Origin of the sequence: Streptomyces sp. ITFR-6, from assembly GCF_031844725.1 — a bacterium.
Lineage (GTDB): Bacteria > Actinomycetota > Actinomycetes > Streptomycetales > Streptomycetaceae > Streptomyces.
The window spans coordinates 7025326-7047901 of record NZ_CP134612.1 but is presented as its reverse complement, the minus strand read 5'-3'; the positions used below and the strand labels follow the sequence as shown (position 1 = coordinate 7047901).

The 22576-nt window shown below is 69.5% G+C and carries 17 protein-coding genes; 7 read left to right on the top strand and 10 right to left on the bottom strand.

Annotated elements, in window-relative coordinates:
* Nucleotides 1-207: 207 nt before the first annotated feature.
* Nucleotides 208-1113, bottom strand: coding sequence for a tRNA (adenine-N1)-methyltransferase (locus tag RLT59_RS32060; protein WP_311306641.1), 906 nt, complete (start codon nucleotides 1111-1113; stop codon nucleotides 208-210).
* A 60-nt stretch (nucleotides 1114-1173) separates the two neighbouring features.
* On the bottom strand, nucleotides 1174-2424 hold the full coding sequence (locus tag RLT59_RS32055; protein ID WP_311307929.1) for a site-2 protease family protein: 1251 nt from the start codon (nucleotides 2422-2424) through the stop codon (nucleotides 1174-1176).
* Nucleotides 2425-2595: 171 nt separating this feature from the next.
* Between RLT59_RS32055 and RLT59_RS32050 the strand changes: the two genes are divergently transcribed.
* Both RLT59_RS32050 and RLT59_RS32045 read left to right on the top strand, forming a co-directional pair.
* Nucleotides 2596-3441 carry a RecB family exonuclease gene (locus RLT59_RS32050; RefSeq protein ID WP_311307928.1) on the top strand — a complete coding sequence of 282 codons (846 nt, stop codon included), beginning with the start codon at nucleotides 2596-2598 and terminating at the stop codon, nucleotides 3439-3441.
* 9 nt (nucleotides 3442-3450) lie between these two features.
* Nucleotides 3451-4122 (top strand): response regulator, encoded by a 672-nt coding sequence (locus RLT59_RS32045; protein ID WP_311306640.1) that lies wholly within the window; start codon nucleotides 3451-3453, stop codon nucleotides 4120-4122.
* A gap of 48 nt (nucleotides 4123-4170) precedes the next feature.
* Here RLT59_RS32045 and RLT59_RS32040 read toward each other — a convergent pair whose 3' ends face one another.
* The 3 genes from RLT59_RS32040 to metH all read right to left on the bottom strand — a co-directional run bounded on the left by RLT59_RS32040 (nucleotide 4171) and on the right by metH (nucleotide 10482).
* On the bottom strand, nucleotides 4171-5772 hold the full coding sequence (locus RLT59_RS32040) for an ABC transporter substrate-binding protein (RefSeq protein WP_311306639.1): 1602 nt from the start codon (nucleotides 5770-5772) through the stop codon (nucleotides 4171-4173).
* A 375-nt stretch (nucleotides 5773-6147) separates the two neighbouring features.
* On the bottom strand, nucleotides 6148-6849 hold the full coding sequence (locus RLT59_RS32035) for an HAD family hydrolase (RefSeq protein ID WP_311306638.1): 702 nt from the start codon (nucleotides 6847-6849) through the stop codon (nucleotides 6148-6150).
* Between the two features lie 120 nt (nucleotides 6850-6969).
* Nucleotides 6970-10482: a methionine synthase gene (gene metH / locus RLT59_RS32030; RefSeq protein WP_311306637.1), complete on the bottom strand. Its 3513-nt coding sequence runs from the start codon at nucleotides 10480-10482 to the stop codon at nucleotides 6970-6972.
* A 240-nt stretch (nucleotides 10483-10722) separates the two neighbouring features.
* Here metH and RLT59_RS32025 point away from each other — a divergent pair, with 240 nt between their 5' ends.
* The 5 genes from RLT59_RS32025 to RLT59_RS32005 all read left to right on the top strand — a co-directional run bounded on the left by RLT59_RS32025 (nucleotide 10723) and on the right by RLT59_RS32005 (nucleotide 16555).
* A complete protein-coding gene (locus RLT59_RS32025; RefSeq protein WP_311306636.1) occupies nucleotides 10723-11487 on the top strand; it encodes an IclR family transcriptional regulator in 765 nt (254 codons plus the stop codon).
* A gap of 238 nt (nucleotides 11488-11725) precedes the next feature.
* The gene (locus RLT59_RS32020; protein ID WP_311306635.1) at nucleotides 11726-12517 is read left to right on the top strand and encodes an MIP/aquaporin family protein; all 792 of its coding nucleotides are present in this window, start codon (nucleotides 11726-11728) and stop codon (nucleotides 12515-12517) included.
* 56 nt (nucleotides 12518-12573) lie between these two features.
* Nucleotides 12574-14115: a glycerol kinase GlpK gene (gene glpK / locus RLT59_RS32015; protein WP_311306634.1), complete on the top strand. Its 1542-nt coding sequence runs from the start codon at nucleotides 12574-12576 to the stop codon at nucleotides 14113-14115.
* 6 nt (nucleotides 14116-14121) lie between these two features.
* Nucleotides 14122-15735, top strand: coding sequence for a glycerol-3-phosphate dehydrogenase/oxidase (locus tag RLT59_RS32010; protein WP_311306633.1), 1614 nt, complete (start codon nucleotides 14122-14124; stop codon nucleotides 15733-15735).
* A gap of 148 nt (nucleotides 15736-15883) precedes the next feature.
* Nucleotides 15884-16555, top strand: a complete 672-nt coding sequence (locus tag RLT59_RS32005; protein ID WP_123468707.1) for a FadR/GntR family transcriptional regulator — start codon at nucleotides 15884-15886, stop codon at nucleotides 16553-16555.
* 93 nt (nucleotides 16556-16648) lie between these two features.
* On the opposite strand, the gene RLT59_RS32000 is transcribed toward RLT59_RS32005, so the two are convergent.
* The 5 genes from RLT59_RS32000 to RLT59_RS31980 form a co-directional block, all read right to left on the bottom strand.
* A complete protein-coding gene (locus tag RLT59_RS32000; RefSeq protein WP_311306632.1) occupies nucleotides 16649-17701 on the bottom strand; it encodes an ABC transporter permease in 1053 nt (350 codons plus the stop codon).
* The gene (locus RLT59_RS31995; protein ID WP_311306631.1) at nucleotides 17698-19218 is read right to left on the bottom strand and encodes a sugar ABC transporter ATP-binding protein; all 1521 of its coding nucleotides are present in this window, start codon (nucleotides 19216-19218) and stop codon (nucleotides 17698-17700) included. Before RLT59_RS31995 ends, RLT59_RS32000 begins: the two co-directional genes overlap by 4 nt.
* Before the next feature lie 2 nt (nucleotides 19219-19220).
* Nucleotides 19221-20261, bottom strand: a complete 1041-nt coding sequence (locus tag RLT59_RS31990) for a sugar ABC transporter substrate-binding protein (RefSeq protein ID WP_311306630.1) — start codon at nucleotides 20259-20261, stop codon at nucleotides 19221-19223.
* 103 nt (nucleotides 20262-20364) lie between these two features.
* On the bottom strand, nucleotides 20365-21144 hold the full coding sequence (locus RLT59_RS31985) for an SDR family NAD(P)-dependent oxidoreductase (RefSeq protein WP_311306629.1): 780 nt from the start codon (nucleotides 21142-21144) through the stop codon (nucleotides 20365-20367).
* Complete coding sequence (locus tag RLT59_RS31980) at nucleotides 21141-22478, bottom strand: L-fuconate dehydratase (RefSeq protein WP_311306628.1); 1338 nt, start codon at nucleotides 22476-22478, stop codon at nucleotides 21141-21143. The genes RLT59_RS31985 and RLT59_RS31980 overlap by 4 nt, the downstream gene beginning before the upstream one ends.
* Nucleotides 22479-22576: the final 98 nt, after the last annotated feature.

Here is a 22576-nt window from a genome sequence, read left to right as displayed (position 1 = left end):
GCCTGAGAGGCAGTGCCGTCGGCAGGGTGTCGGCGGCCGGGTGGCGAGTGGCCAGCATCGTGCCACACCTCACACATCAGCGGAACGGTGGGGTCCCTGGGGATTGCCCGCCTCCGGTGCGCCGGTACCGGGCACAACGAAAAGGCGCCGCCGCCGAGTTCCCGGACAGGCCCGGGAACTCGGCGGCGGCGCGAACGCGTTGCCGGGTCAGTCGGCGGCGGTGCCGCTCTGGCTGCCGGGTCCGCTGTAGTCGTCGCCGTAGGCGCCCTTGGAGGGGCGGCGGCGGCGCGGCGGGGCCTGGACCCCGTCGGCCAGCCGGCGGGCGGTGACGAGGAAGCCGGTGTGGCCGATCATCCGGTGGTCCGGGCGGACGGCGAGGCCCTCGACGTGCCAGTTGCGGATCATCGATTCCCAGGGCTGCGGTTCCGCGAAGCAGCCGATCTCACGGATGGACTCGACCGTGCGGGAGAGCTGGGTGGTGGTCGCCACGTACGCGCAGAGGATGCCGCCCGGGACGAGCGCCTTGGAGACGGCGTCCAGGCACTCCCAGGGCGCCAGCATGTCCAGGACGACGCGGTCGACCTCGGTCTCCGTCAGGTTGTCCTGGAGGTCTCCGACGGTGAGCTGCCAGGCGGGGTGCGGGCTGCCGAAGTAGCGCTCGACGTTCTGCTGGGCGATCTCGGCGAAGTCCTCGCGGCGCTCGTAGGAGTGCAGCATGCCCTGCTCACCGATGGCGCGGAGCAGGAAGGTGGAGAGAGCGCCGGATCCCACGCCGGCCTCCACGACGCGGGCGCCGGGGAAGATGTCGCCGAAGGCCAGGATCTGCCCCGCGTCCTTGGGGTAGACCACGGCGGCGCCGCGGGGCATGGACAGGACGTAGTCGGGGAGCAGGGGGCGCAGCGCGAGGTAGACGACGTTCCCCGTGGTGCGGACAACACTGCCTTCGGGAGCACCGATCAGCTCGTCGTGCGAGAAAGAACCCTTGTGGGTGTGGAAGTTCTTTCCGGCTTCGAGCGTGAAGGTGTAGTGGCGTCCCTTGGGATCGGTGAGCTGGACCTGGTCCCCGACCTTGAAGGGCCCACGTCGGCGGGCGGCACCGGTCGGTTCAGACATGTGACCAGCGTACCGGTGTTTCCGTGGGCTCCGACCGCGCGTCCTGGTGCGGGCGCCGGGTCAGGCGGCGGGGCGGGCCATGGCGGCGACGAACGCCCGTTCCACGTCTGCCGTGGAGAGCACGCCGTAGATCTCGCCGGTGTCCTCGACGACGAGGTACTCGGTGGCGGGGCTGGCCTTGAGCCGGTCCAGGAGGGCTTCGCCGGCGAGTTCGGCGGAGACCTTCATGCCGTCGGTGAGGTCCTGGGCGAGGCCGCTGACGGCGACCCAGGGGCGGCGGTGTTCGGGGACGGCGACGATGGCGGCCTCCCGGACGACGGCCTTGGGTTCGCCGCTTCCGTCGACGACGACGAGGGCGCGGGCGCCCGCCTCGTTGGCGCGCCGGAGCGCCTCGGAGAGCGGGGTGGCGGCCTCGACCGGTACCGCGCGCCTGGTGAGGGCGCGGGCCCGCAGGTCGGGCAGGTGCTCGCGGAGCCGGGCCATGCGCAGGCTGTTGCCCGCCCCGGTCCAGATGATGGCGGCGAGGACCGCGGCGAGCAGGGCGTCGATGACCGTGTCCATGCCGCTGAGGCTGTCGGTGTCGTTGCCGAAGGACCCGGTGCGGGTGAGGAGGGGGAGGCCGATGAGGGTGACGACGGCCAGGGCGCGGCCGACCCAGGCGGCGGCGACGGTGCCGCTCATCGGGCGGCCGGTGATCTTCCAGACGACGGCGCGGAGCATCCGGCCGCCGTCGAGCGGGAGGCCGGGCAGCAGGTTGAAGGCGGCGACGATGAGGTTGGAGATCATCAGTCCGCCCAGGAGCACTCCGGGGACGGTGCCGCGCTCGACGTAGTTCAGCGGGATGTAGAAGAGACCGCCCAGGACGAGGGAGAGCAGCGGGCCGACGAAGGCGAGGACGAACTCGCGGCCAGGCGTCTCCGACTCCTTCTCGATCTCGGAGACGCCGCCGAAGAACTGGAGCTGGATGCGACGTACCGGCAGTTTGTAACGCAGTGCGACCACGGTGTGCGCGAGTTCGTGGACGAGCACGGAGGCGTAGAAGGCGATGGCGAAGAAGAGCGCGACCAGGTAGCGGGCCGCGCCCAAGCCGGGCAGGACCCGGTCGAGCTGGCCGCCGAAGACCCAGGTGATCAGGGCCGCGACGAGGAACCAGCTCGGTGCGACGTAGACGGGTACTCCGAAGGGGCGGCCCATCAGGATGCCGCCTCCGGGCTCTTCGCGGCGCGGCGGTTTGCCCTTGCCGGGGCCGACGGCGGGGTCCGGTCCCCCTGCGCCGGGCTGCGGCCGCCCGCTGTTGCCGCTCTCGTCCACGAGGTCCCTTCGGTCGGTGCCGTCCGGCACGATCATGCAGTGTTCGGGGGTCTGTGGTCGATGGTATGCCGGTTGTTGTCAGTGGCGGGTCGTAGGGTCTTCGTCATGACCTCAGTGCCGCGGCCGCCTCAGCCGCCCTCGTCCCTTTCGCCGTCGCGGGCGAGCGACTTCATGCAGTGCCCCCTGTTGTACCGCTTCCGGGTCATCGACAAGCTGCCGCAGAAGCCCAGTGAGGCGGCTACCCGGGGGACGCTGGTCCATGCGGTGCTGGAGCGGCTGTTCGACAATCCGGCGACGGAGCGGACGGCCGGCCGGGCCACGGCGCTGATCCCCGGGCAGTGGGACCGGCTGCTGGAGTCGAAGCCGGAGCTGTCGGAGCTGTTCGCGGAGGATCCGGCGGGTGAGCGGCTGTCGCGGTGGCTGTCGGAGGCGGAGCGGCTCGTGGAGCGCTGGTTCTCGCTGGAGGATCCGACGCGGCTGGAGCCGGCCGAGCGGGAGCTTTTCGTCGAGACGGAGCTGGAGTCGGGGCTGCGGCTGCGCGGGGTGATCGACCGGATCGACGTGACACCGACCGGTGATGTCCGGATCGTCGACTACAAGACGGGGAAGGCGCCGCGTCCGGAGTACGCGGAGGGCGCTCTCTTCCAGATGAAGTTCTACGCGCTGGTCGTCTGGCGGCTGAAGGGTGTGGTGCCGCGCCGTCTGCAGCTGGTGTACCTCGGCAGTGGGGACGTGCTGACGTACGACCCGGTGGTGGCGGATCTGGAGCGGGTGGAGCGCAAGCTGCTGGCCCTCTGGGAGGCGATCTCGCTGGCCACGGAGACCGGCGAGTGGCGGCCCCGGCCGACGAAGCTGTGCGGCTGGTGCGACCACCAGGCGCTCTGTCCCGAATTCGGCGGTACTCCCCCGGTCTATCCGCTGTCGGTACGCCCGGCGGAGCCGGGGCAGGACGCCCAGGGCAGAATGGACCCGGTCCGTGCTGAGGCCGGCCGGCCTGTGGCCCTCGAAGGACCTTAAGGAGACTCCGTGGCGATCCGCGTCCTACTGGTCGATGACCAACCGCTGCTGCGCACCGGCTTCCGGATGATTCTGGAGGCGGAGGGTGATCTCGCGGTGGTGGGTGAGGCCGGCGACGGTCTCCAGGCTCTCGACCAGGTGCGGGCGCTGCAGCCCGATGTGGTGCTGATGGACATCCGGATGCCGAGGATGGACGGCGTGGAGGCGACGCGCCAGATCAGCGGTCCCGGCAAGGACGGTCCGGCGAAGGTGCTGGTGCTCACGACGTTCGATCTCGACGAGTACGTGGTGGAGGCGCTGCGCGCGGGTGCCAGTGGGTTCCTGCTGAAGGACGCCCCGGCCAATGAGCTGGTGCAGGCGATCCGGGTGGTCGCGGGCGGCGAGGCGATGCTCGCCCCGAGTATCACGCGCCGGCTGCTGGACAAGTACGCGGACCATCTGCCGTCCGGCGAGGAGCCGGTTCCGGACACGCTCAACACGTTGACGGACCGCGAGGTGGAGGTCCTGAAGCTGGTGGCGCGCGGCCTGTCGAACGCCGAGATCGCCGCCGACCTCTTCGTCAGTGAGACGACGGTGAAGACGCATGTGGGCCATGTGCTGACGAAGCTCGGACTGCGCGACCGGGTGCAGGCGGCGGTGTACGCCTACGAGAGCGGGCTGGTGCGCCCCGGCGCCCAGTGACCCCGCCGGGCGGCCGCCGGGGGTTGGATCCGGGGCGCGGTCCGGGGCTCAGTCGGTGCCGCGGCCCAGTTCCCAGAGCTGGAGGTCGGCGGAGGAGTTGACCGCCCACTCCACGCCGGTGAGGCCGTCGAGGGAGGCGACGTACTGCTTGCCCTGCCAGACGGGGAGGACCGGCACGTCCTCCGCGACGATGTCCTGGAGCTGCTTGAAGGTCTTGGCGGCGATGCTGCGGTCGGCCTCGCGGCGGGACTGCGGGATGAGCGTCTTCTGCGCGAGGGCCGACTTGTAGGGCGAGTTGAGGAAGTTGTTCCTGTCGAGGAACGGGGCCGTGTAGTTGTCCGGGTCCGGGAAGTCGGGGAACCAGCCCATGCCGTAGGCGGCGTAGTCGCCGCGCAGTTCGGCCGGGCGGTACTTCTCCCACGGGGTGCCCTCGACGGTCACGTCGAACAGGCCCGTGTCGTTCAGCTGCTTGCGCAGGGTCCTGAACTCGGCCGCGGTGGCGTCGCCGTAGTGGTCGGTCGTGTAGTGCAGGGTGAACTTCACCGGAGTGTGGATCCCGGCATCGCGCAGGATCGCGGCGGCCTTGGCCGTGCTGGGCTCACCGTACTTGTTGAAGAACGAGTTGGTGTGCCCGGCGATGCTGGACGGGATCAGCGAGTACAGCGGTTCGGCCGTGGTGCCGTACACCTCGCTCGCGATCTGGCCCCGGTCGATGATCTGGGCCATGGCCTGGCGGACCGCCTTGTTCTTCACGGCGGGGTCGTCGGTGTCGAATCCGAGATAGCTGATGGCGAGGCCGGGCATCTCGGTGAGCTTGATGCCGTCCTGGGGGTGCTCCAGCATCTTCTGCGACTGCTTGGGCGACATGGTGCGGGTCATCATGTCGATCTTCTTGTCGTCGAGCGCCTTGCCCATGGCGGTGGCGTCGGGGAAGAGATCGAGTTCCACCTTGTCGTTCAGCACCTTGAGATCCCCCTTGTAATGGGGATTCTTCGTGAAGACGACTTTCACGACCTGATCATTCTTCACTTCGGGCTTCATCGTGTACGGCCCGGAGCCGTCCACCTGGAATCCGTCACGCGGGGAGCCCGCCGGGTATTTGGCGGGCTGGACTATTCCGGCGGGCGGGGTGGCGAGCTTGTAGGGGAAGGTCGCGTCCGAGGTCCGGAGGTGGAATATGACCTCGCGCTCCCCCTTGGTCTCGACGGTGTCGATGTTGTCGAGGAGCGCGACGGGTCCGTTGGTGGACTTGATGCGGATGACACGATCGATGGAGTATTTGACGTCCTCCGCGGTGACCGCGCCGCCGTCGGCGAATTCGAGGCCGCTGCGCAGCTTGCAGCGGTAGCTCTCGTTCTCCGTGTCGGTGAAGGAGCAGCTCTCGGCGGCCTCTGGCACCGGCTCGCCGCCGCCGCGCGGGACGTGCATCAGCGTCTGCACGGTCTGCCGCAGCACGTTCCAGACGCCCGCCTCGTAGCCGATGGCGGGGTCGAGCGGTGCGGGGGCGTCCTTCGAGCCGACGAACCGGTCCGTGGTGCCGACAACGATGGCGCCGCTGCCATCGCTCCCACCGTCCGACGCGCCGCAGGCGGCGAGTACGGGCGCGAGCAGGCCGACGACGGCCGGCAGCACCAGAGTCTTGCGGTTCATCTTGGACGTTCTCCCTCATCCGGTCATGGAGAAAACGACATTAGTAGGCGTCATCGGCAATGCCGGACCGGAGCCGTCCGGTGCATAATCGAGTGGTGACGGGAATGCGCGGACCATGGTTTCCCGGATGCCGGAATGATTCGTACAGGGATTCATGAACCGGGACACTTGGGTACGTCAAAACGGACAGCGTGGCGAATCTCCCGAACACGCTATCGGCCATTCAGGTGAGGAAGGTCACTTCACCAGAAACAGAGTGAGCGGTTCGGGGTATTGACATGCACCCGACTTGCTTACACGTCAGCGCGACAGGAACTGCACGTCCGGTGCCGAGAGATTTTCCATTCATTCACAGAAATACTCTCGGTGTGCGACTCAGCGCATTCCCGTGACCAGGTCCCTGAGGAATGCCAGATCGACTTCTTCGAGAGAACTCACGACGACCCGGCCGGGGGCGGGGGCGATCGGTGACACCGACGGTACGGCGACCACCCGGCACCCGGCGGCCTCGGCCGCGGCCACCCCGGTCGCGGTGTCCTCGATGACCGCGCAGAGCCGGGGGTCGGCCCCGAAGCCGTGCGCGGCGGCGAGATACGGCTCCGGGTGCGGCTTCGTCCGGGTGACCTCGTCGCCCGCGACGGTCAGCGCGAAGTGGTGGTGGCCCACGGAGTCCAGCACCCGGTCGATGATCCGCCGGTGGGAGGCCGAGACCAGGGCGGTGGGGATCCTGTGCCTGCCCAGCTCGGCCAGCAGCCGGGCCGCTCCGGGCATCAGGGGCACCCCGAGGCCGATACGCTTCTCGAAGCGGTCGTTGAGCAGCACGGTCAGCTCGGGAAGCGTGATGTCGGCGCAGGTGGACTCGATCAGGTACCCGGCGCTGCGGGTCATCGGGCCGCCGACGACCACCTCACGCCATGCCTCGTCCAGCGTGTGCCCGAGGTCGGCGAAGACCTCCTTCTCGACGTCCCACCAGAAGCCCTCGGTGTCGACCAGGGTGCCGTCCATGTCGAGGAGCACGGCCTGCAGGGCCGCACCCTCCGCCGTACGGCTCAAGGACGCGGGGATCGTACTGGTCATCCGGCACACCTTTCGTGAGGGGCGAGAAGGCCGGCCACCGTTCCCCGGAGGGACGGTGACCGGCCTGCACTGGACCGACCAGTGTACGACTCGTCCGGCTACCACGCGTTGAACGGAGCCCTACCGCGCGTTGAAGTACTTCGCCTCCGGGTGGTGGATGACGATCGCGTCGGTGGACTGCTCCGGGTGGAGCTGGAACTCCTCGGAGAGGTGCACGCCAATCCGCTCGGGCTGGAGCAGGTCCGCGATCTTCGCCCGGTCCGCCAGGTCGGGGCAGGCCCCGTAGCCGAGTGAGAAACGCGCGCCCCGGTACTTCAGGGCGAACATGTCCTCGACGTCGGCCGGGTCCTCCCCGGCGAAGCCCAGCTCGGAGCGGACCCGGGCGTGCCAGTACTCCGCGAGTGCCTCGGCCAGCTGGACGGAGAGCCCGTGCAGCTCCAGGTAGTCGCGGTAGGCGTTGGCCTCGAAGAGCTTGGCGGTCTCGCCGCCGATCCGCGATCCGACGGTGACGACCTGGAGACCGATCACGTCCGTCTCGCCCGACTCCTCCGGGCGGAAGAAGTCCGCCAGGCAGAGGCGGCGCCCGCGGCGCTGACGCGGGAACGTGAAGCGGGTGCGCTCCGAGCCGTCCTCGTGCAGAAGGATCAGGTCGTCGCCCTTGGAGACGCAGGGGAAGTAGCCGTAGACGACGGCCGCTTCCAGCAGGTTCTCGGTGTGCAGCTTGTCGAGCCAGCCGCGCAGATGCGGGCGGCCCTCGCTCTCGACCAGTTCCTCGTACGTCGGTCCGTCACCCGCGCGGGCCTGCTTGAGACCCCATTGGCCCTTGAAGAGGGCGCCTTCGTCGAGCCAGGACGCGTACTCCTTGAGCTGGATGCCCTTGATGACCCGGGTGCCCCAGAACGGCGGGGTGGGCACCGGGTTGTCGACGGCGACGTCCGAGCGGACACCCTCCTCCGGCTCCTCGACCTCCAGGACAGCAATCTCCCGCTTGGGGACACGGCGCTGCTTCAGCTCGGGGAGGACGGCGCCGGGGACGCCGCGCTTGACCCCGATGAGCGCGTCCATCAGGCGCAGGCCCTCGAAGGCGTCGCGGGCGTAGCGGACCTCGCCCTCGTAGATCTCGTGGAGGTCCTGTTCGACGTAGGCGCGGGTGAGGGCGGCGCCGCCGAGGATCACGGGGTAGTCGGCGGCCAGCTTGCGCTGGTTGAGCTCCTGGAGGTTCTCCTTCATGATCACGGTGGACTTGACCAGGAGACCGGACATGCCGATGACGTCGGCGCGGTTCTCCTCTGCGGCTTCCAGGATCGCGGAGACGGGCTGCTTGATGCCGATGTTCACGACGTTGTAGCCGTTGTTGGACAGGATGATGTCGACGAGGTTCTTGCCGATGTCGTGGACGTCGCCCCGGACCGTGGCCAGCACGATGGTGCCCTTGCCCTCGGCGTCCGACTTCTCCATGTGCGGCTCCAGATGGGCCACCGCGCTCTTCATCACCTCGGCGGACTGGAGCACGAACGGCAGCTGCATCTGCCCGGAACCGAACAGCTCACCGACGACCTTCATGCCCTCCAGCAGGGTGTCGTTGACGATGTCGAGAGCGGGACGGTTCTGCAACGCCTCGTCGAGGTCTGCTTCCAGGCCCTTCTTCTCGCCGTCGATGATGCGGCGCTGGAGGCGCTCGTCGAGCGGCAGGGCGAGGAGTTCCTCGGCCTTGCCCGCCTTCATCGACTTCATGTTGACGCCCTCGAAGAGCTCCATGAGCTTCTGCAGCGGGTCGTAGCCCTCGGCGCGGCGGTCGTAGATCAGGTCGTGGGCGGCCTTGACCTGCTCCTCGTCCAGCCGGGCGATCGGCAGGATCTTCGACGCGTGCACGATCGCGGAGTCCAGCCCCGCCTTCACACACTCGTCGAGGAAGACCGAGTTCAGCACGACACGGGCGGCCGGATTGAGACCGAAGGAGATGTTGGAAAGACCCAGCGTGGTCTGGACCTCGGGGTGGCGCTTCTTCAGCTCGCGGATCGCCTCGATGGTGGCGATGCCGTCCTTGCGGGACTCCTCCTGCCCGGTACAGATCGTGAAGGTGAGGCAGTCGATGAGGATGTCCGACTCCTGGATGCCCCAGTTCCCGGTCAGGTCCGCGATCAGCCGTTCCGCGATGGCGACCTTGTGCTCGACGGTGCGGGCCTGGCCCTCCTCGTCGATGGTCAGCGCGATCAGCGCGGCACCGTGCTCGGCGGCCAGCCGCGTGACCTTCACGAAGCGTGACTCCGGCCCGTCACCGTCCTCGTAGTTCACCGAGTTCAGCACCGCACGCCCGCCGAGCTTCTCCAGCCCCGCCCGCAGCACCGGCAGCTCCGTGGAGTCCAGCACGATCGGCAGGGTGGAAGCGGTCGCGAAACGCCCCGCCAGCTCCTCCATGTCCGCGACCCCGTCACGGCCCACGTAGTCGACACAGAGGTCGAGCATGTGCGCGCCCTCACGGATCTGGTCGCGGGCCATCTCCACACAGTCGTCCCAGCGCGCCTCCAGCATCGCCTCACGGAACTTCTTCGACCCGTTGGCATTCGTCCGCTCACCGATCGCCAGGTACGAGGTGTCCTGCCGGAACGGGACGGTCTGGTAGAGCGAGGCGGCACCCGGCTCGGGGCGCGGGTCCCGGGCGGCGGGGGTGAGGTCACGGGCCCGGTCGACGACCTGGCGCAGATGCTCGGGGGTCGTACCGCAGCACCCGCCGATCAGCGACAGACCGTAGTCGGTCACGAAGGCTTCCTGCGCGTCCGCCAGCCCCTCGGGGCCGAGCGGGAAGTGCGCCCCGTCCTTGGTCAGCACCGGCAGACCCGCGTTCGGCATGCACATCAGCGGGGTGCGCGAGTGCCGGGCCAGATAGCGCAGGTGCTCGCTCATCTCGGCCGGGCCGGTCGAGCAGTTCAGGCCGATCAGGTCGATACCCAGCGGCTCCAGAGCCGTCAGGGCGGCGCCGATCTCGGAGCCGAGCAGCATCACGCCGGTCGTCTCGAAGGCGAGCGAGCAGATCAGCGGCACGTCGACGCCGAGGGCGTCCATCGCCCGGCGCGCGCCGATCAGGCTGGACTTGGTCTGCAGCAGGTCCTGCGTGGTCTCCACGATCAGGGCGTCCGCGCCGCCGGCGAGCAGGCCCTCGGCGTTCTGCTGGTAGCCGTCGCGCAGCACGTCGTACGCGATGTGGCCGAGCGAGGGCAGCTTGGTGCCGGGGCCCACCGAGCCGAGGACCCAGCGCTGGCGGCCGTCCTTGGCCCCGAACTCGTCGGCGACCTCGCGGGCGATGCGGGCACCCGCCTCGGACAGTTCGTGGATCCGGTCGGCGATCTCGTACTCGTTCGCCGCCGAGTGGTTCGCGCCGAAGGTGTTCGTCTCCACGCAGTCCACACCGACCGCGAAGTACTCCTCGTGCACCGAACGCACGATGTCGGGCCGGGTGAGGTTCAGGATCTCGTTGCAGCCCTCAAGGTTCTCGAAATCCTCAAGCGTCGGGTCCTGCGCCTGGAGCATGGTGCCCATCGCGCCATCGGCCACCACCACCCGGGTGGCGAGTGCCTCACGGAGTGCTGCGGATCGGGTCCTGCTGTCGGCGGAAGGGGTCGGCGACGGGGCCATGGATGTACTCCCTGGGATGCGACGGCTGTCGGCTTTGCGGCTTCGGCGGAGGCCGCACCTGGCCAGCCTAGCCGGGCGGCGTCCTGAGCCGTCACTCTGTCCCACGAATCGGACTGCATGCTGTTCCGGGGGGCTGTCCGGACCTGCGGGGTGCCGCAGACTTCTCCTGCGATGGAGCACTGGTCGGCATCGACCGATAGTGTTCAGCATTGTCGAACCACAGTGGAGGAGTACGGCGCGATGGCCAAGAACATCCAGTCGCTGGAGCGGGCGGCCGCGATGCTGCGACTGCTGGCGGGCGGCGAGCGGCGACTGGGACTCTCCGACATCGCCTCCTCGCTGGGCCTGGCCAAAGGCACCGCCCACGGCATCCTGCGTACGCTCCAGCACGAGGGCTTCGTCGAGCAGGACGACACCTCCGGCCGCTACCAGCTCGGCGCCGAGCTGCTGCGCCTGGGCAACAGCTATCTGGACGTCCACGAGCTGCGGTCCCGCGCACTGGTCTGGACGGACGACCTGGCCCGCTCCAGCGGCGAGAGCACCCATTTGGGCGTACTGCACCAGCGTGGCGTCCTCATCGTCCACCACGTCTTCCGGCCCGACGACAGCCGGCAGGTACTGGAGGTCGGGGCCATGCAGCCGCTGCACTCCACGGCCCTGGGCAAGGTGCTGTCCGCCTACGACCCGGTGGCGCACACGGAGGCCATGGAGGCCGAGCGGCAGTCGTTCACGCCCCGCACGGTCACCGATCCGCAGGAGTTCGACTCGATGCTCGACCTGATCCGCGCGCGCGGCTGGGCGGCCGACATGGAGGAGACCTGGGAGGGCGTGGCGGCGGTGGCGGCCCCGATCCACGACCGGCGCCGGATGCCGGTCGGCGCCGTGGCCGTGACCGGTGCGGTGGAGCGGGTCTGCGTGGACGGCGAGCTCAGGCCCGACCTGGTCGCCTCGGTACGCGACTGCGCCCGCGCGGTCTCCCGGGATCTGGGCGCCAGGCGCTTCTGAGCTCCGTAAGGAATCATCGGATATGGGTCTCACGATCGAGTTGTAGGCCACAGACCCTTGACGCCCCATTGACCTGGGAGAAACACTGCCGTGCACCGGTCGGCATTGTCGAACGCCTAACGGAAACAAGCGTTAGGGTGTGACAGTGCAAAGGGCCGGAAACGCCCTCACATGAGGGCGCGGACCACCGGAGGGACCCGGGGTTCGGCTTCCTGGACGAAGGACAAAGGAGTCGCGGGTGTCCAGCTCCGACATCTTCATCGGCGAGACCATCGGTACCGCCGTACTCATTCTGCTCGGCGCCGGTGTCTGTGCCGCCGTCACCCTCAAGCACTCGAAGGCACAGAACGCCGGCTGGGTCGCGATCAGCTTCGGCTGGGGCTTCGCGGTCCTGACCGGCGCGTACATCGCGGGCGGCGTGTCCGGCGCACACCTCAACCCCGCCGTCACCATCGGCCTGGCGATCGAGGGCGGAACCAAGTGGAGCGACGTACCGCTCTACCTCGCCTCGCAGCTCCTCGGCGCGATGATCGGCGCGGTGCTGGCCTGGCTGGTCTACTACGGACAGTTCCGGGCACATCTCACGGATCCCGAGATCCTCAAGGCCCACACGGGTGACGAGGGCATGGTCGACCCGGCCGCGGCCCCCAAGGCCGGACCGGTGCTCGGTGTCTTCTCGACCGGTCCTGAGATCCGCAACGCCGTACAGAACGTCGTCACCGAGATCATCGCCACCATCGTGCTGGTCCTGGCGATCCTCACCCAGGGCCTCAACGACAAGGGCAACGGCCTCGGCGCACTCGGCGCACTGATCACCGCCCTGGTCGTCGTCGGCATCGGCCTGTCGCTCGGCGGGCCGACGGGTTACGCGATCAACCCGGTCCGAGACCTCGGTCCGCGTATCGTGCACGCGCTGCTTCCGCTGCCGAACAAGGGCGGTTCCGACTGGGGCTACGCATGGATCCCGGTCGTCGGCCCCCTCGTCGGCGGCGCACTCGCGGGCGGGCTCTACAACCTCGCCTTCGCGTGAGACACCGGGCCCAGAGCCGTAACCCCAAGACCCTCACAGACCTCCGGGAGCACACCGTGACCGACGCACCTACCACCGGCACCCACGGAACCGGGCCGTTCATCGCGGCCATCGACCAGGGCACCACTTCCAGCCGCTGCATCGTCTTCGACAAGGACGGCCGGATCGTCTCGGTCGACCAGAAGGAGCACGAGCAGATCTTCCCGAAGCCGGGCTGGGTCGAGCACAACGCGACCGAGATCTGGGAGAACGTGCAGGAGGTCGTGGCGAGCGCCATCGTCAAGGCGGGCATCACCGCCGCCGACGTGAAGGCGATCGGCATCACCAACCAGCGCGAGACCACCCTGATGTGGGACAAGAACACCGGTGAACCCGTCCACAACGCCCTCGTCTGGCAGGACACCCGCACCGACGCGCTCTGCAAGGAACTCGGCCGCAACGTGGGCCAGGACCGCTTCCGCCGCGAGACGGGCCTGCCGCTCGCCTCGTACTTCGCCGGGCCCAAGGTCCGCTGGCTGCTCGACAACGTCGAGGGGCTGCGCGAGCGCGCCGAGCGCGGCGACATCCTCTTCGGCACCATGGACTCCTGGGTCATCTGGAACCTGACCGGCGGCACCGAGGGCGGTGTGCACGTCACCGACGTCACCAACGCCTCGCGCACCCTCCTGATGAACCTGCACCGCATGGAGTGGGACGAGAAGATCCTCTCCTCCATCGGCATCCCGGCCGCGGTGCTGCCCGAGATCCGCTCCTCCGCCGAGGTCTACGGCCGTGCCAAGGGCGGCGTCCTCGATGGTGTGCCGGTCGCCTCCGCGCTCGGTGACCAGCAGGCCGCGCTGTTCGGCCAGACGTGTTTCGCCGAGGGCGAGGCCAAGTCCACGTACGGCACCGGCACCTTCATGCTGATGAACACCGGCGAGACGCCCGTCAACTCCTACAACGGGCTGCTGACCACGGTCGGCTACCAGATCGGCGACCAGAAGCCGGTCTACGCCCTGGAGGGGTCGATCGCCGTCACCGGTTCGCTGGTGCAGTGGATGCGCGACCAGATGGGCCTGATCCAGTCCGCGGCCGAGATCGAGACCCTGGCCTCGTCGGTCGAGGACAACGGCGGCGCGTACTTCGTACCCGCCTTCTCCGGCCTGTTCGCCCCGTACTGGCGCCCCGACGCCCGCGGCGTCATCGCCGGTCTCACCCGCTACGTCACCAAGGCGCACATCGCCCGTGCCGTACTGGAGGCCACCGCCTGGCAGACCCGTGAGATCAGCGACGCCATGACCAAGGACTCCGGCGTCGAGCTGACCGCGCTCAAGGTCGACGGCGGAATGACCTCCAACAACCTGCTGATGCAGACCCTCGCCGACTTCCTGGACGCACCCGTGGTGCGGCCCATGGTCGCCGAGACCACCTGCCTCGGCGCCGCCTACGCCGCCGGCCTCGCCGTCGGCTTCTGGCCGGACACCGACGCGCTGCGCGCCAACTGGCGCCGGGCCGCCGAGTGGACCCCCCGCATGGACGCGGACACCCGCGACCACGAGTACAAGAGCTGGCTCAAGGCCGTACAGCGGACCATGGACTGGCTCGAAGACGAGGAGTAGAGATACATGACCACCCTGCAGAGCGTCCCCGCCCTCGGGACGCATCCGGCCTCCGGCTCCCTTCCGAGCCGCGCCGAGACCCGGGAGCAGCTTTCCAAGGCGACGTACGACCTCCTGGTGATCGGCGGCGGCATCCTGGGCATCTCCACCGCCTGGCACGCCGCGCAGTCCGGACTGCGGGTGGCTCTGGTGGACGCCGGTGACTTCGCCGGCGCCACCTCCTCCGCCTCCTCCAAGCTGCTCCACGGCGGTCTGCGCTACCTGCAGACCGGCGCGGTGAAGCTGGTCGCGGAGAACCACTTCGAGCGGCGTGCGGTCTCCCGTCAGGTGGCCCCGCACCTCGCCAACCCGCTCACCTTCTACCTGCCGGTCTACAAGGGCGGGCCGCACGGCGCCGCCAAGCTGGGCGCGGGCGTGTTCGCGTACTCGGCGCTCTCCGCCTTCGGCGACGGCGTCGGCCACGTGATCAGCCCGGCGAAGGCGCAGCGCGATGTTCCGGAGCTGCGTACGGACAATCTGAAGGCCGTCGCGGTCTACGGCGACGACCAGATGAACGACGCGCGGATGGCGCTGATGACGGTCCGCGCGGCCGTCGAGGCGGGCGCCGCCGTGCTCAACCACGCCGCCGTCACCGGGCTCCGCTTCACCAAGGGCCGGGTGACCGGTGCCGATCTGCGGGACGCCGTGGACGGTACGGAGTTCGGCATCAACGCCCGTCTGGTGCTGAACGCCACCGGGCCGTGGGTCGACCACCTGCGCAAGATGGAGAACCCGGACGCGGCGCCTTCCATACGCCTGTCCAAGGGGGCGCACCTGGTGCTCAAGCGCACCCGTCCCTGGAAGGCCGCGCTCGCCACCCCGATCGACAAGTACCGCATCACGTTCGCCCTGCCGTGGGAGGACATGCTGCTGCTCGGCACGACGGACGAGGAGTACGAGGGCGACCCGGCGGATGTCGCGGTCACCGAGAAGGACACCGCTCAGATCCTGGACGAGGCCGCGTTCTCGGTCCGGGACCAGCAGCTGTCGCGGGATCTGATCACGTACTCCTTCGCGGGTCTGCGGGTGCTGCCGGGCGGTCCCGGCGGCACGGCCAAGGCCAAGCGCGAGACCGTCGTGACGGAGGGCCGGGGCGGGATGCTGTCGGTCGCGGGCGGCAAGTGGACGACGTTCCGCCACATCGGCCGGACGGTGATGAACAAGCTGGCCGCGCTCCCCGGGCACCCCCTGGCCGAGGACATGGAGCCGATGGCCCGGCTGCCGAAGAAGCTCCCGCTGCCGGGGATCGCCAACCCGAACGCGGTGGCGCACCGGCTGCTGGTCGACGGCGGCACGCCGGGGCCCCGGATGTCGGCCGACACGGCACGGCACCTGGCCACGCACTACGGTTCGCTGGCCTTCGACATCGCCCGGCTGGCCAACGAGGACCCGGTGCTCGCCGAGCGCATCCACCCGGACGCGCCGGAGATCTGGGCGCAGGTCGCCTACGCGCGCGACCACGAGTGGGCCGAGACGGCGGACGACGTGCTGCGGCGCCGCACGACGCTGACCATCCGGGGTCTGGCCACCGACGAGATCCGGGCCGGCGTCGAGTCCGTGCTCGGCGACCGCAGGAGCTGAGCCGGGGAATCGAGCGGGGGCGGCGTCCGGTGGACGCCGCCCCCGCTCGTATGTGTGTGGATTCACCGCCCGGGTTGCTCCGAAGGCCTCACCTCCGGTCTCCGGGGACGCATAATGGAGCGATACATCGGATGTCTGGAGGTCGCCCATGGCTGTCACTGACGAGGCCATCGAGAAGATCAAGGGAATGATCGTCTCGGGTGCGCTACGGCCCGGCGATCGTCTCCCCAAGGAGAGCGAACTCGCCGCGGAGCTCGGCCTGTCCCGCAACTCACTGCGGGAGGCGGTGCGCGCCCTGTCGCTCATCCGCATTCTCGACGTGCGCCAGGGCGACGGCACCTACGTCACCAGTCTGGATCCGCAACTGCTGCTGGAGGCGCTGAGCTTCGTGGTGGACTTCCACCGCGACGACACGGTGCTGGAGTTCCTGGCGGTCCGCCGGATCCTGGAGCCGGCCGCGACCGCGATGGCGGCGAGCCGGATCACCGAGGAGCAACTGGACCTGCTGAGCTCCCAGCTGGACGCCCTGGGCAGCCGCCCCTCGGTCGAGGAGCTCGTGGCCTGCGATCTGGAGTTCCACCGGGGCATCGTGCAGTCGTCCGGCAACTCGGTGCTCTGCTCACTGCTCGACGGACTCTCGGGGCCGACGACCCGGGCCCGGGTCTGGCGCGGTCTGACCCAGGAGGACGCGGTGAGCCGCACGCTGCATGAGCACCGGGCGATCGTCTCGGCGCTGCGGGACCGCGACGCGGAGGCGGCGCGGTCGTGGGCGACGGTGCATGTGGCGAGCGTGGAGCAGTGGCTGCGGTCGACGCTTTAGCCGGGGCGCGGGTTCGGGGCTCCGCCCCGGACCCTGGTCCTCAAACGCCGGACGGGCTGGTTGTGCCCGTCCGGCGTTTGAGGACCACTGCTCTCAGTCCTGCTTCTCACCGCTCGCGAAGCGGGAGATGACCAGGGCGACGATGATGATCGCGCCGTTGAGGAACTGGTTCCAGAGGGCCGGGACGCCGCCGAGGGTCATCACGTTGACCACCAGCTGGAGCGTCAGCACGCCGGTCAGCGCACCGAACAGGGTGCCTCGGCCGCCCTTGAGGCTGATACCGCCGATCACCGCGGCCGCGAACACCTGGAAGATCCAGCCGTTGCCCTGCGTCGCGGCGACCGCGCCGTAGTGGCCGGTGTAGAGGATGCCCGCGAAGGCGGCCAGCAGGCCGCCGATGGCCAGGACGATCCAGGTGACCCGGTCGACCCGGATACCGGCGGCGCGCGCCGCTTCCGGGTTGCCGCCGATCGCGTACAGCGAGCGTCCGTGGCGCAGCCAGGCCAGCGCCGCGCCGCCGACCGCGAAGAGGAACAGGCAGATCCAGACCGCGGCCGGTGCGCCGAGCCATGAGGTCTTGCCGAGGTAGCGGAAGGACTCCGGGACGTCGGTGATGGACTTGCCCTCGGTGATGCCGATGTGGAGTCCGCGCAGCATGGTCAGCATGCCGAGCGTGGCGATGAAGCCGTTGACCCGCAGTTTCAGCATCAGGAAGCCGTTGATCGCGCCGATGAGGAGACCCACCAGCAGGCAGAGCGGAATCGCCATCCAGGTGGGGAGGATCCCCAGGCCTGCGAAGCGGCCGTCGTCCCCGGGCAGCACCAGCCACATGGCGACGACCGGCGCGATGCCGATCGTCGACTCCAGCGACAGGTCCATCCGGCCGCAGATCAGGATCAGGGCCTGACCCAGGACCAGCAGACTGAGCTCGGAGGACTGCTGGACGACGCTGATCAGGTTGTCCGAGGTGAGGAAGACCGGCGACACGATGAAGCCGATCACCATCAGCACCAGGATCACCGGCACCAGCGAGAAGTCGCTCCACCGGATCAGCTTGAGCCGGCTCAGCGGACTGTCGTCCCCGGGCCCGCCCTTCGGTCCCGCCTCGATGTCGTCGGCCGTGGACGGCCGTATCGTGCCGGTCATTCCCTTTCCCCCACACCTTCCATGGCGGCGACGAGATCCCCGTCGGTCCACCCGCTTGCGAACGTGGCGACCACTCGCCCGTGGAACAGGGCCAGCACCCGGTCGCAGACCCGCAGATCGTCCAGCTCGTCGGAGACGACGACCGCGGCGTTGCCCTCGTCGGCCACCCGCCGGACGACCCCGAGGAGCGAGTCCTTGGACTTGACGTCCACGCCCGCGGTGGGCCGGACCGCCACCAGCACGCTGGGCCTGCGGGCCAGCGCGCGGGCGACCACCACCTTCTGCTGGTTGCCGCCGGAGAGCCCGGCGACGGGCTGCTCCGGGCCCTGGGTCTTGATGTCCAGTGAGTCGATCATGCCCCGGGCGAACTCCCGCGTACGGGAGGGCAGTACGGTCCCCCACGGTCCGAGTTGGTCGGCGACCGTGAGGGTGGCGTTCTCCGCGACGCTGCGCTGCAGGACCAGGCCCTGGTCGTGCCGGTCCTCCGGGATGTAGCCGATCCCGGCGGCCAGCGCGTGCGGCACGCTTCCCGGGCGCACGGTCTCCCCGTGCACCCGGACCGTGCCGCCGCCCTGTTTGCGCATCCCCGCGAGCACCTCGCCCAGCGCGGTGTTGCCGCTGGCCGCGGAGCCGGCCAGGCCGAGCACCTCGCCGGGGCGCACCTGGAGGTCCAGCGGTTCGAACCGGTCCTCCAGGGTGAGCCCCTCGACGCTGAGGACGGGCGCCGCGGCGGCGTCGGGCGGGGTGGTGGTGCCGGCCGCGTGCCAGGCGACGGCGCCGCCGGACTTCTCGCCCGTCATCGCCGCCACCAGCTCCGTCTTCACCACGTCCGCCACCGGGGCGGTCAGTACGTGCCGGGCGTCGCGGTAGACGGTGACGGCCGTGCAGAGCTCGTACACCTCCTGGAGGTGGTGGGAGATGAAGAGGAACGCCACTCCCTGGCTCTGCAGTTCCCGCAGCTTGTCGAAGAGCCGCCCGATGCCGCGGGCGTCGAGCTGGGCGGTCGGCTCGTCGAGGATGATCAGCCGCGCGCCGAAGGACAGCGCGCGGGCGATCTCGACGAACTGCCGCTGCTCGACAGCGAGATCGCGAGCCCGGATGTTCGGGTCGACCTGGACGCCGTAGTCGGCCAGGAGCCGCTCCGCGCGTTTGCGCAGCCGTCCCCAGCTGATCCAGCGGGCGTTGTCGTCGAACCGGTTGAGGAAGAGGTTCTCCGCGACGGTCAGGTCGGGGACGACCATGGACTTCTGGTAGACGCAGGCGACCTTCGACTGCCAGGCCGTGGTGTCCCCGAAGGCGGGCGCGGGTTCCCCGCCGAAGGTGACCGTGCCCGCGTCCGCCTTGTGGAGTCCGGTCAACACGCTGACCAGGGTCGACTTGCCCGCGCCGTTGCGGCCGACGAGCGCGTGCGACTCGCCCGGCTGCACGGTGAGCTTCACCCCGTCGAGCGCGACGGTCGGTCCGAAGCGCTTGACGACGCCTTCCGCCTGTACTGCAGGTGGTGGTGCCTGGTCCATGACTAGCTCTTCTTCTCCAGCTGGTTGGCCCACAGCTTCGGGTCGTCGACGTTGTCCTTGGTCACCAGCGGGGCGGGCAGCTGGTCCTCGAAGCCGTTCGGGATCTTGATGATGGTGGAGTCGTGGTCGGTCGGCCCTTCCTTGAAGGTCTTCCCGTCCAGCGCCGCCTTCGCGTAGTACAGCGCGTACTTCGCGTAGAGGTCGGCGGGCTGGGAGATCGTCGCGTCGATCTTCCCGGCCTTGATCGCGTCGAACTCCTCCGGGATGCCGTCGTTGGAGATGATGGTGATGTGGCCCGGCGAACCGGCCGGCTTCAGCAGCTTCTTCTGCTCCAGGAGCGCGAGGGTCGGCTGCAGGAAGACACCGCCGGCCTGCATGTAGATGCCGTTGATGTCAGGGTGCGCGGCCAGGGTCGACTGGAGCTTCGCGGAGGCGACGTCGCCCTTCCAGTCGGTGGCCAGCTCGAACACCTTGATGCCGGGGAAGTCCTTGTCCATGCAGGACTTGAAGGCCTCCGAGCGGTCGCGGCCGTTGATCGAGGACAGGTCGCCCTGGAACTCGACGACCTTGCCCTTGCCCTTCAGCTGCTCACCGAGGTACTTGCAGGCGTTCGTCCCGTACGCCTTGTTGTCGGCGCGCACCACCATGTAGATGTCGCCCTTGTCCGGGCGGGTGTCGACGCTGATGACCGGGATCTTCTTCTCGTTCAGCGTGTTCAGCGACTCGGCTATCGCGCCGGTGTCCTGCGGCGCCATCACCACGGCCTTGGCGCCCTGGTCGGCGAAGGTCTGGACGTTGGCGACCAGCTTGCCGATGTCGTTCTGCGAGTTGGTCAGCGGCAGCGCCTTGACCTCGCCGCCCTTGACCCCCTTCTGGACGTAGTTCTGGTAGGAGTTCCAGAAGTCGCTGTCGCTGCGCGGCAGGTCGATGCCGACCTTTCCGCCACCCGCACCGTCGTCCGATGATTCGCGGTTGCAGCCCGCCAGGGCAGTGACGGCAAGCAGTACGGCGCAGGCTGCCGCACTCGTCGTACGCACTCTCATTGGTGTCCCGTTCCTTTGTGGAGTACCGGCTCGGAGATCTGTTGGTGCAGGTGGTACGGGGCGGGCGCCCCCGGTGGTCCGGCTCGGGCCGCCCGCCCCGCGGTCAGCTGCCGGCGGGGCGCAGGCGCAGGCCCTGCATTCCGCCGTCGACGGCCAGCGCGGTGCCCGTCACGGAGGCGGCGGCCGGGCTGGCGAGGTACACGATCGCGGCGGCCACCTCGTCGGCGGAGACCAGCCGGCCCAGCGGCTGCCGGGCGTTGAGGGCCGCGCGCTCCGCGGCCGGGTCCCCGGCCTGGCCGAGCAGCCGCCCGATCCACGGGGTGTCCGCGGTGCCGGGGTTGACGCAGTTGACGCGGATGCCCTCGCGGACGTGGTCGGCGGCCATCGCGAGGGTCAGCGAGAGGACCGCGCCCTTACTCGCGCTGTACAGGGCGCGCTGCGGCAGCCCTGCGGTCGCGGCGATCGAACAGGTCTGGGTGATCGAGACGGCGCCGGGGCGCTCGGCGGCGGCGCGCCGCAGGTGCGGCAGGGCGTGCCGGGCGGTGCGGACCATGCCGAGGACGTTGATGTCCAGGACCCGGGTCCACTCGTCGTCGTCGTTGTCCTCGACGGAGCCGATGGACCCGATGCCCGCGTTCGAGACGAGCGTGTGCAGGGAGCCCAGTTCGGCCGCCGCCCGGTCGACCGCGTCGCGCACGGCCGCGTCGTCGGTGACGTCCGCCTTGACGGCGAGGGTGCCCGCAGGGGCGCCGACGGTCTCCCGGTCGAGGACGGCCACCTGGGCGCCCCGCTCCAGGAGCATGGTCGCGACGGCGGCCCCGATACCGGAGGCGCCGCCCGTCACCAGAGCGTTCATCCCCTCGAAGTCGCGTGTGCCGGTCATCGGCTGTCCTCCTCAGTGGTGCGGCGGGCCTGCCATACGGGGCCCTCCGGATAACGGTGTGCGGCGATCGACTCGGGGAGCATCCGGGCGGAGAAGCCCGGGGAGGCCGGGGCCCGGTAGCGGCCCGATTCGATCACGGCGGGGTCCGCGAAGTGTTCGTGCAGATGGTCGACGTACTCGATCACCCGGTCCTCCCAAGTCCCGGAGACCGCCACATAGTCGAACATCGAGAGGTGCTGCACCAGCTCGCACAGGCCGACGCCGCCCGCGTGCGGGCAGACCGGTACGCCGTACTTGGCGGCGAGCAGCAGGATCGCCAGGTTCTCGTTGACACCCGCGACCCGTGCGGCGTCGATCTGGACGAAGTCGACCGCGCCGGCCTGGAGCAGCTGCTTGAACACGACCCGGTTGGCGACGTGTTCGCCGGTGGCCACCTTGACCGGCTGCCCGGCGCGCACGGCGGCGTGGCCGAGGATGTCGTCGGGGCTGGTCGGCTCCTCGATCCAGTGCGGGTCGTACGGTGCGAGGGCGTTCATCCACTCCACCGCGTCGGCGACGTCCCAGCGCTGGTTGGCGTCGACCGCGATCCGCACGTCGTCGCCGACGGCCTGCCGGGCGAGCCCGAGCCTGCGGACGTCGTCGGCGAGGTCGCCGCCGACCTTCAGTTTGATCTGGGTGAAGCCGTCCGCGACAGCCTCCTTCGCCAGTCCGACGAGCTTGTCGTCGGAGTAGCCGAGCCAGCCGGGCGAGGTGGTGTAGGCGGGGTAGCCCTCGGCGCGGAGCCGCTCGGTCCGCTCGGCCCGGCCCGGTTCCGCGGCGCGCAGGATCGCGAGCGCCTCCTCGGGGGTGAGGGCGTCGCTGAGGTAGCGGAAGTCGACGAGGGAGACGAGCTCCTCCGGCGTCATCTCGGCCAGGAACTGCCAGACGGGTCTGTCCGCCCGCTTCGCCGCCAGGTCCCAGGCAGCGTTGACGACCGCGCCGGCCGCCATGTGCATCACGCCCTTCTCGGGCCCCAGCCAGCGCAGTTGGGAATCTTGGGTGAGGTCCCGGTACAGCGCGCCCAGGTCCGCCGCGGTGCGGGGCACGGGACGGCCCACGACATAGGACCGCAACGCCTGGATGGCGGCTGCCATCACCTCGTTGCCGCGCCCGATGGTGAAACAGAAACCATGTCCCTCGATGCCGCCACCGTCATTGCCCGCGGCGTCGGTACGCAGTACGACATAGGCAGCCGAGTAGTCGGGATCGGGGTTCATGGCGTCCGAGCCGTCCAGTTGCTCCGAGGTCGGAAAACGGATGTCGTGAACCTCGAAGTCCGTGACGGTCTGACTCATGTGCGCCCCCAGGGGAAATAACATCGGACCTCTGCTCTGGTCATCCGATGTATAGCGCCCCGAAGGGGCCAACGTCCAGGGTTGAGCCGAAATTACCC

What these genes read in the sequence shown, in the direction of transcription:
- RLT59_RS32060 (WP_311306641.1), bottom strand. Translation starts at nt 1,113, where the DNA reads ATGTCTGAACCGACCGGTGCCGCCCGCCGACGTGGGCCCTTCAAGGTC.
- RLT59_RS32050 (WP_311307928.1), top strand. Translation starts at nt 2,596, where the DNA reads ATGCAGTGCCCCCTGTTGTACCGCTTCCGGGTCATCGACAAGCTGCCG.
- RLT59_RS32040 (WP_311306639.1), bottom strand. Translation starts at nt 5,772, where the DNA reads ATGAACCGCAAGACTCTGGTGCTGCCGGCCGTCGTCGGCCTGCTCGCG.
- RLT59_RS32035 (WP_311306638.1), bottom strand. Translation starts at nt 6,849, where the DNA reads ATGACCAGTACGATCCCCGCGTCCTTGAGCCGTACGGCGGAGGGTGCG.
- metH (WP_311306637.1), bottom strand. Translation starts at nt 10,482, where the DNA reads ATGGCCCCGTCGCCGACCCCTTCCGCCGACAGCAGGACCCGATCCGCA.
- RLT59_RS32025 (WP_311306636.1), top strand. Translation starts at nt 10,723, where the DNA reads ATGGCCAAGAACATCCAGTCGCTGGAGCGGGCGGCCGCGATGCTGCGA.
- RLT59_RS32010 (WP_311306633.1), top strand. Translation starts at nt 14,122, where the DNA reads ATGACCACCCTGCAGAGCGTCCCCGCCCTCGGGACGCATCCGGCCTCC.
- RLT59_RS32005 (WP_123468707.1), top strand. Translation starts at nt 15,884, where the DNA reads ATGGCTGTCACTGACGAGGCCATCGAGAAGATCAAGGGAATGATCGTC.
- RLT59_RS32000 (WP_311306632.1), bottom strand. Translation starts at nt 17,701, where the DNA reads ATGACCGGCACGATACGGCCGTCCACGGCCGACGACATCGAGGCGGGA.
- RLT59_RS31995 (WP_311306631.1), bottom strand. Translation starts at nt 19,218, where the DNA reads ATGGACCAGGCACCACCACCTGCAGTACAGGCGGAAGGCGTCGTCAAG.
- RLT59_RS31990 (WP_311306630.1), bottom strand. Translation starts at nt 20,261, where the DNA reads ATGAGAGTGCGTACGACGAGTGCGGCAGCCTGCGCCGTACTGCTTGCC.
- RLT59_RS31985 (WP_311306629.1), bottom strand. Translation starts at nt 21,144, where the DNA reads ATGACCGGCACACGCGACTTCGAGGGGATGAACGCTCTGGTGACGGGC.
- RLT59_RS31980 (WP_311306628.1), bottom strand. Translation starts at nt 22,478, where the DNA reads ATGAGTCAGACCGTCACGGACTTCGAGGTTCACGACATCCGTTTTCCG.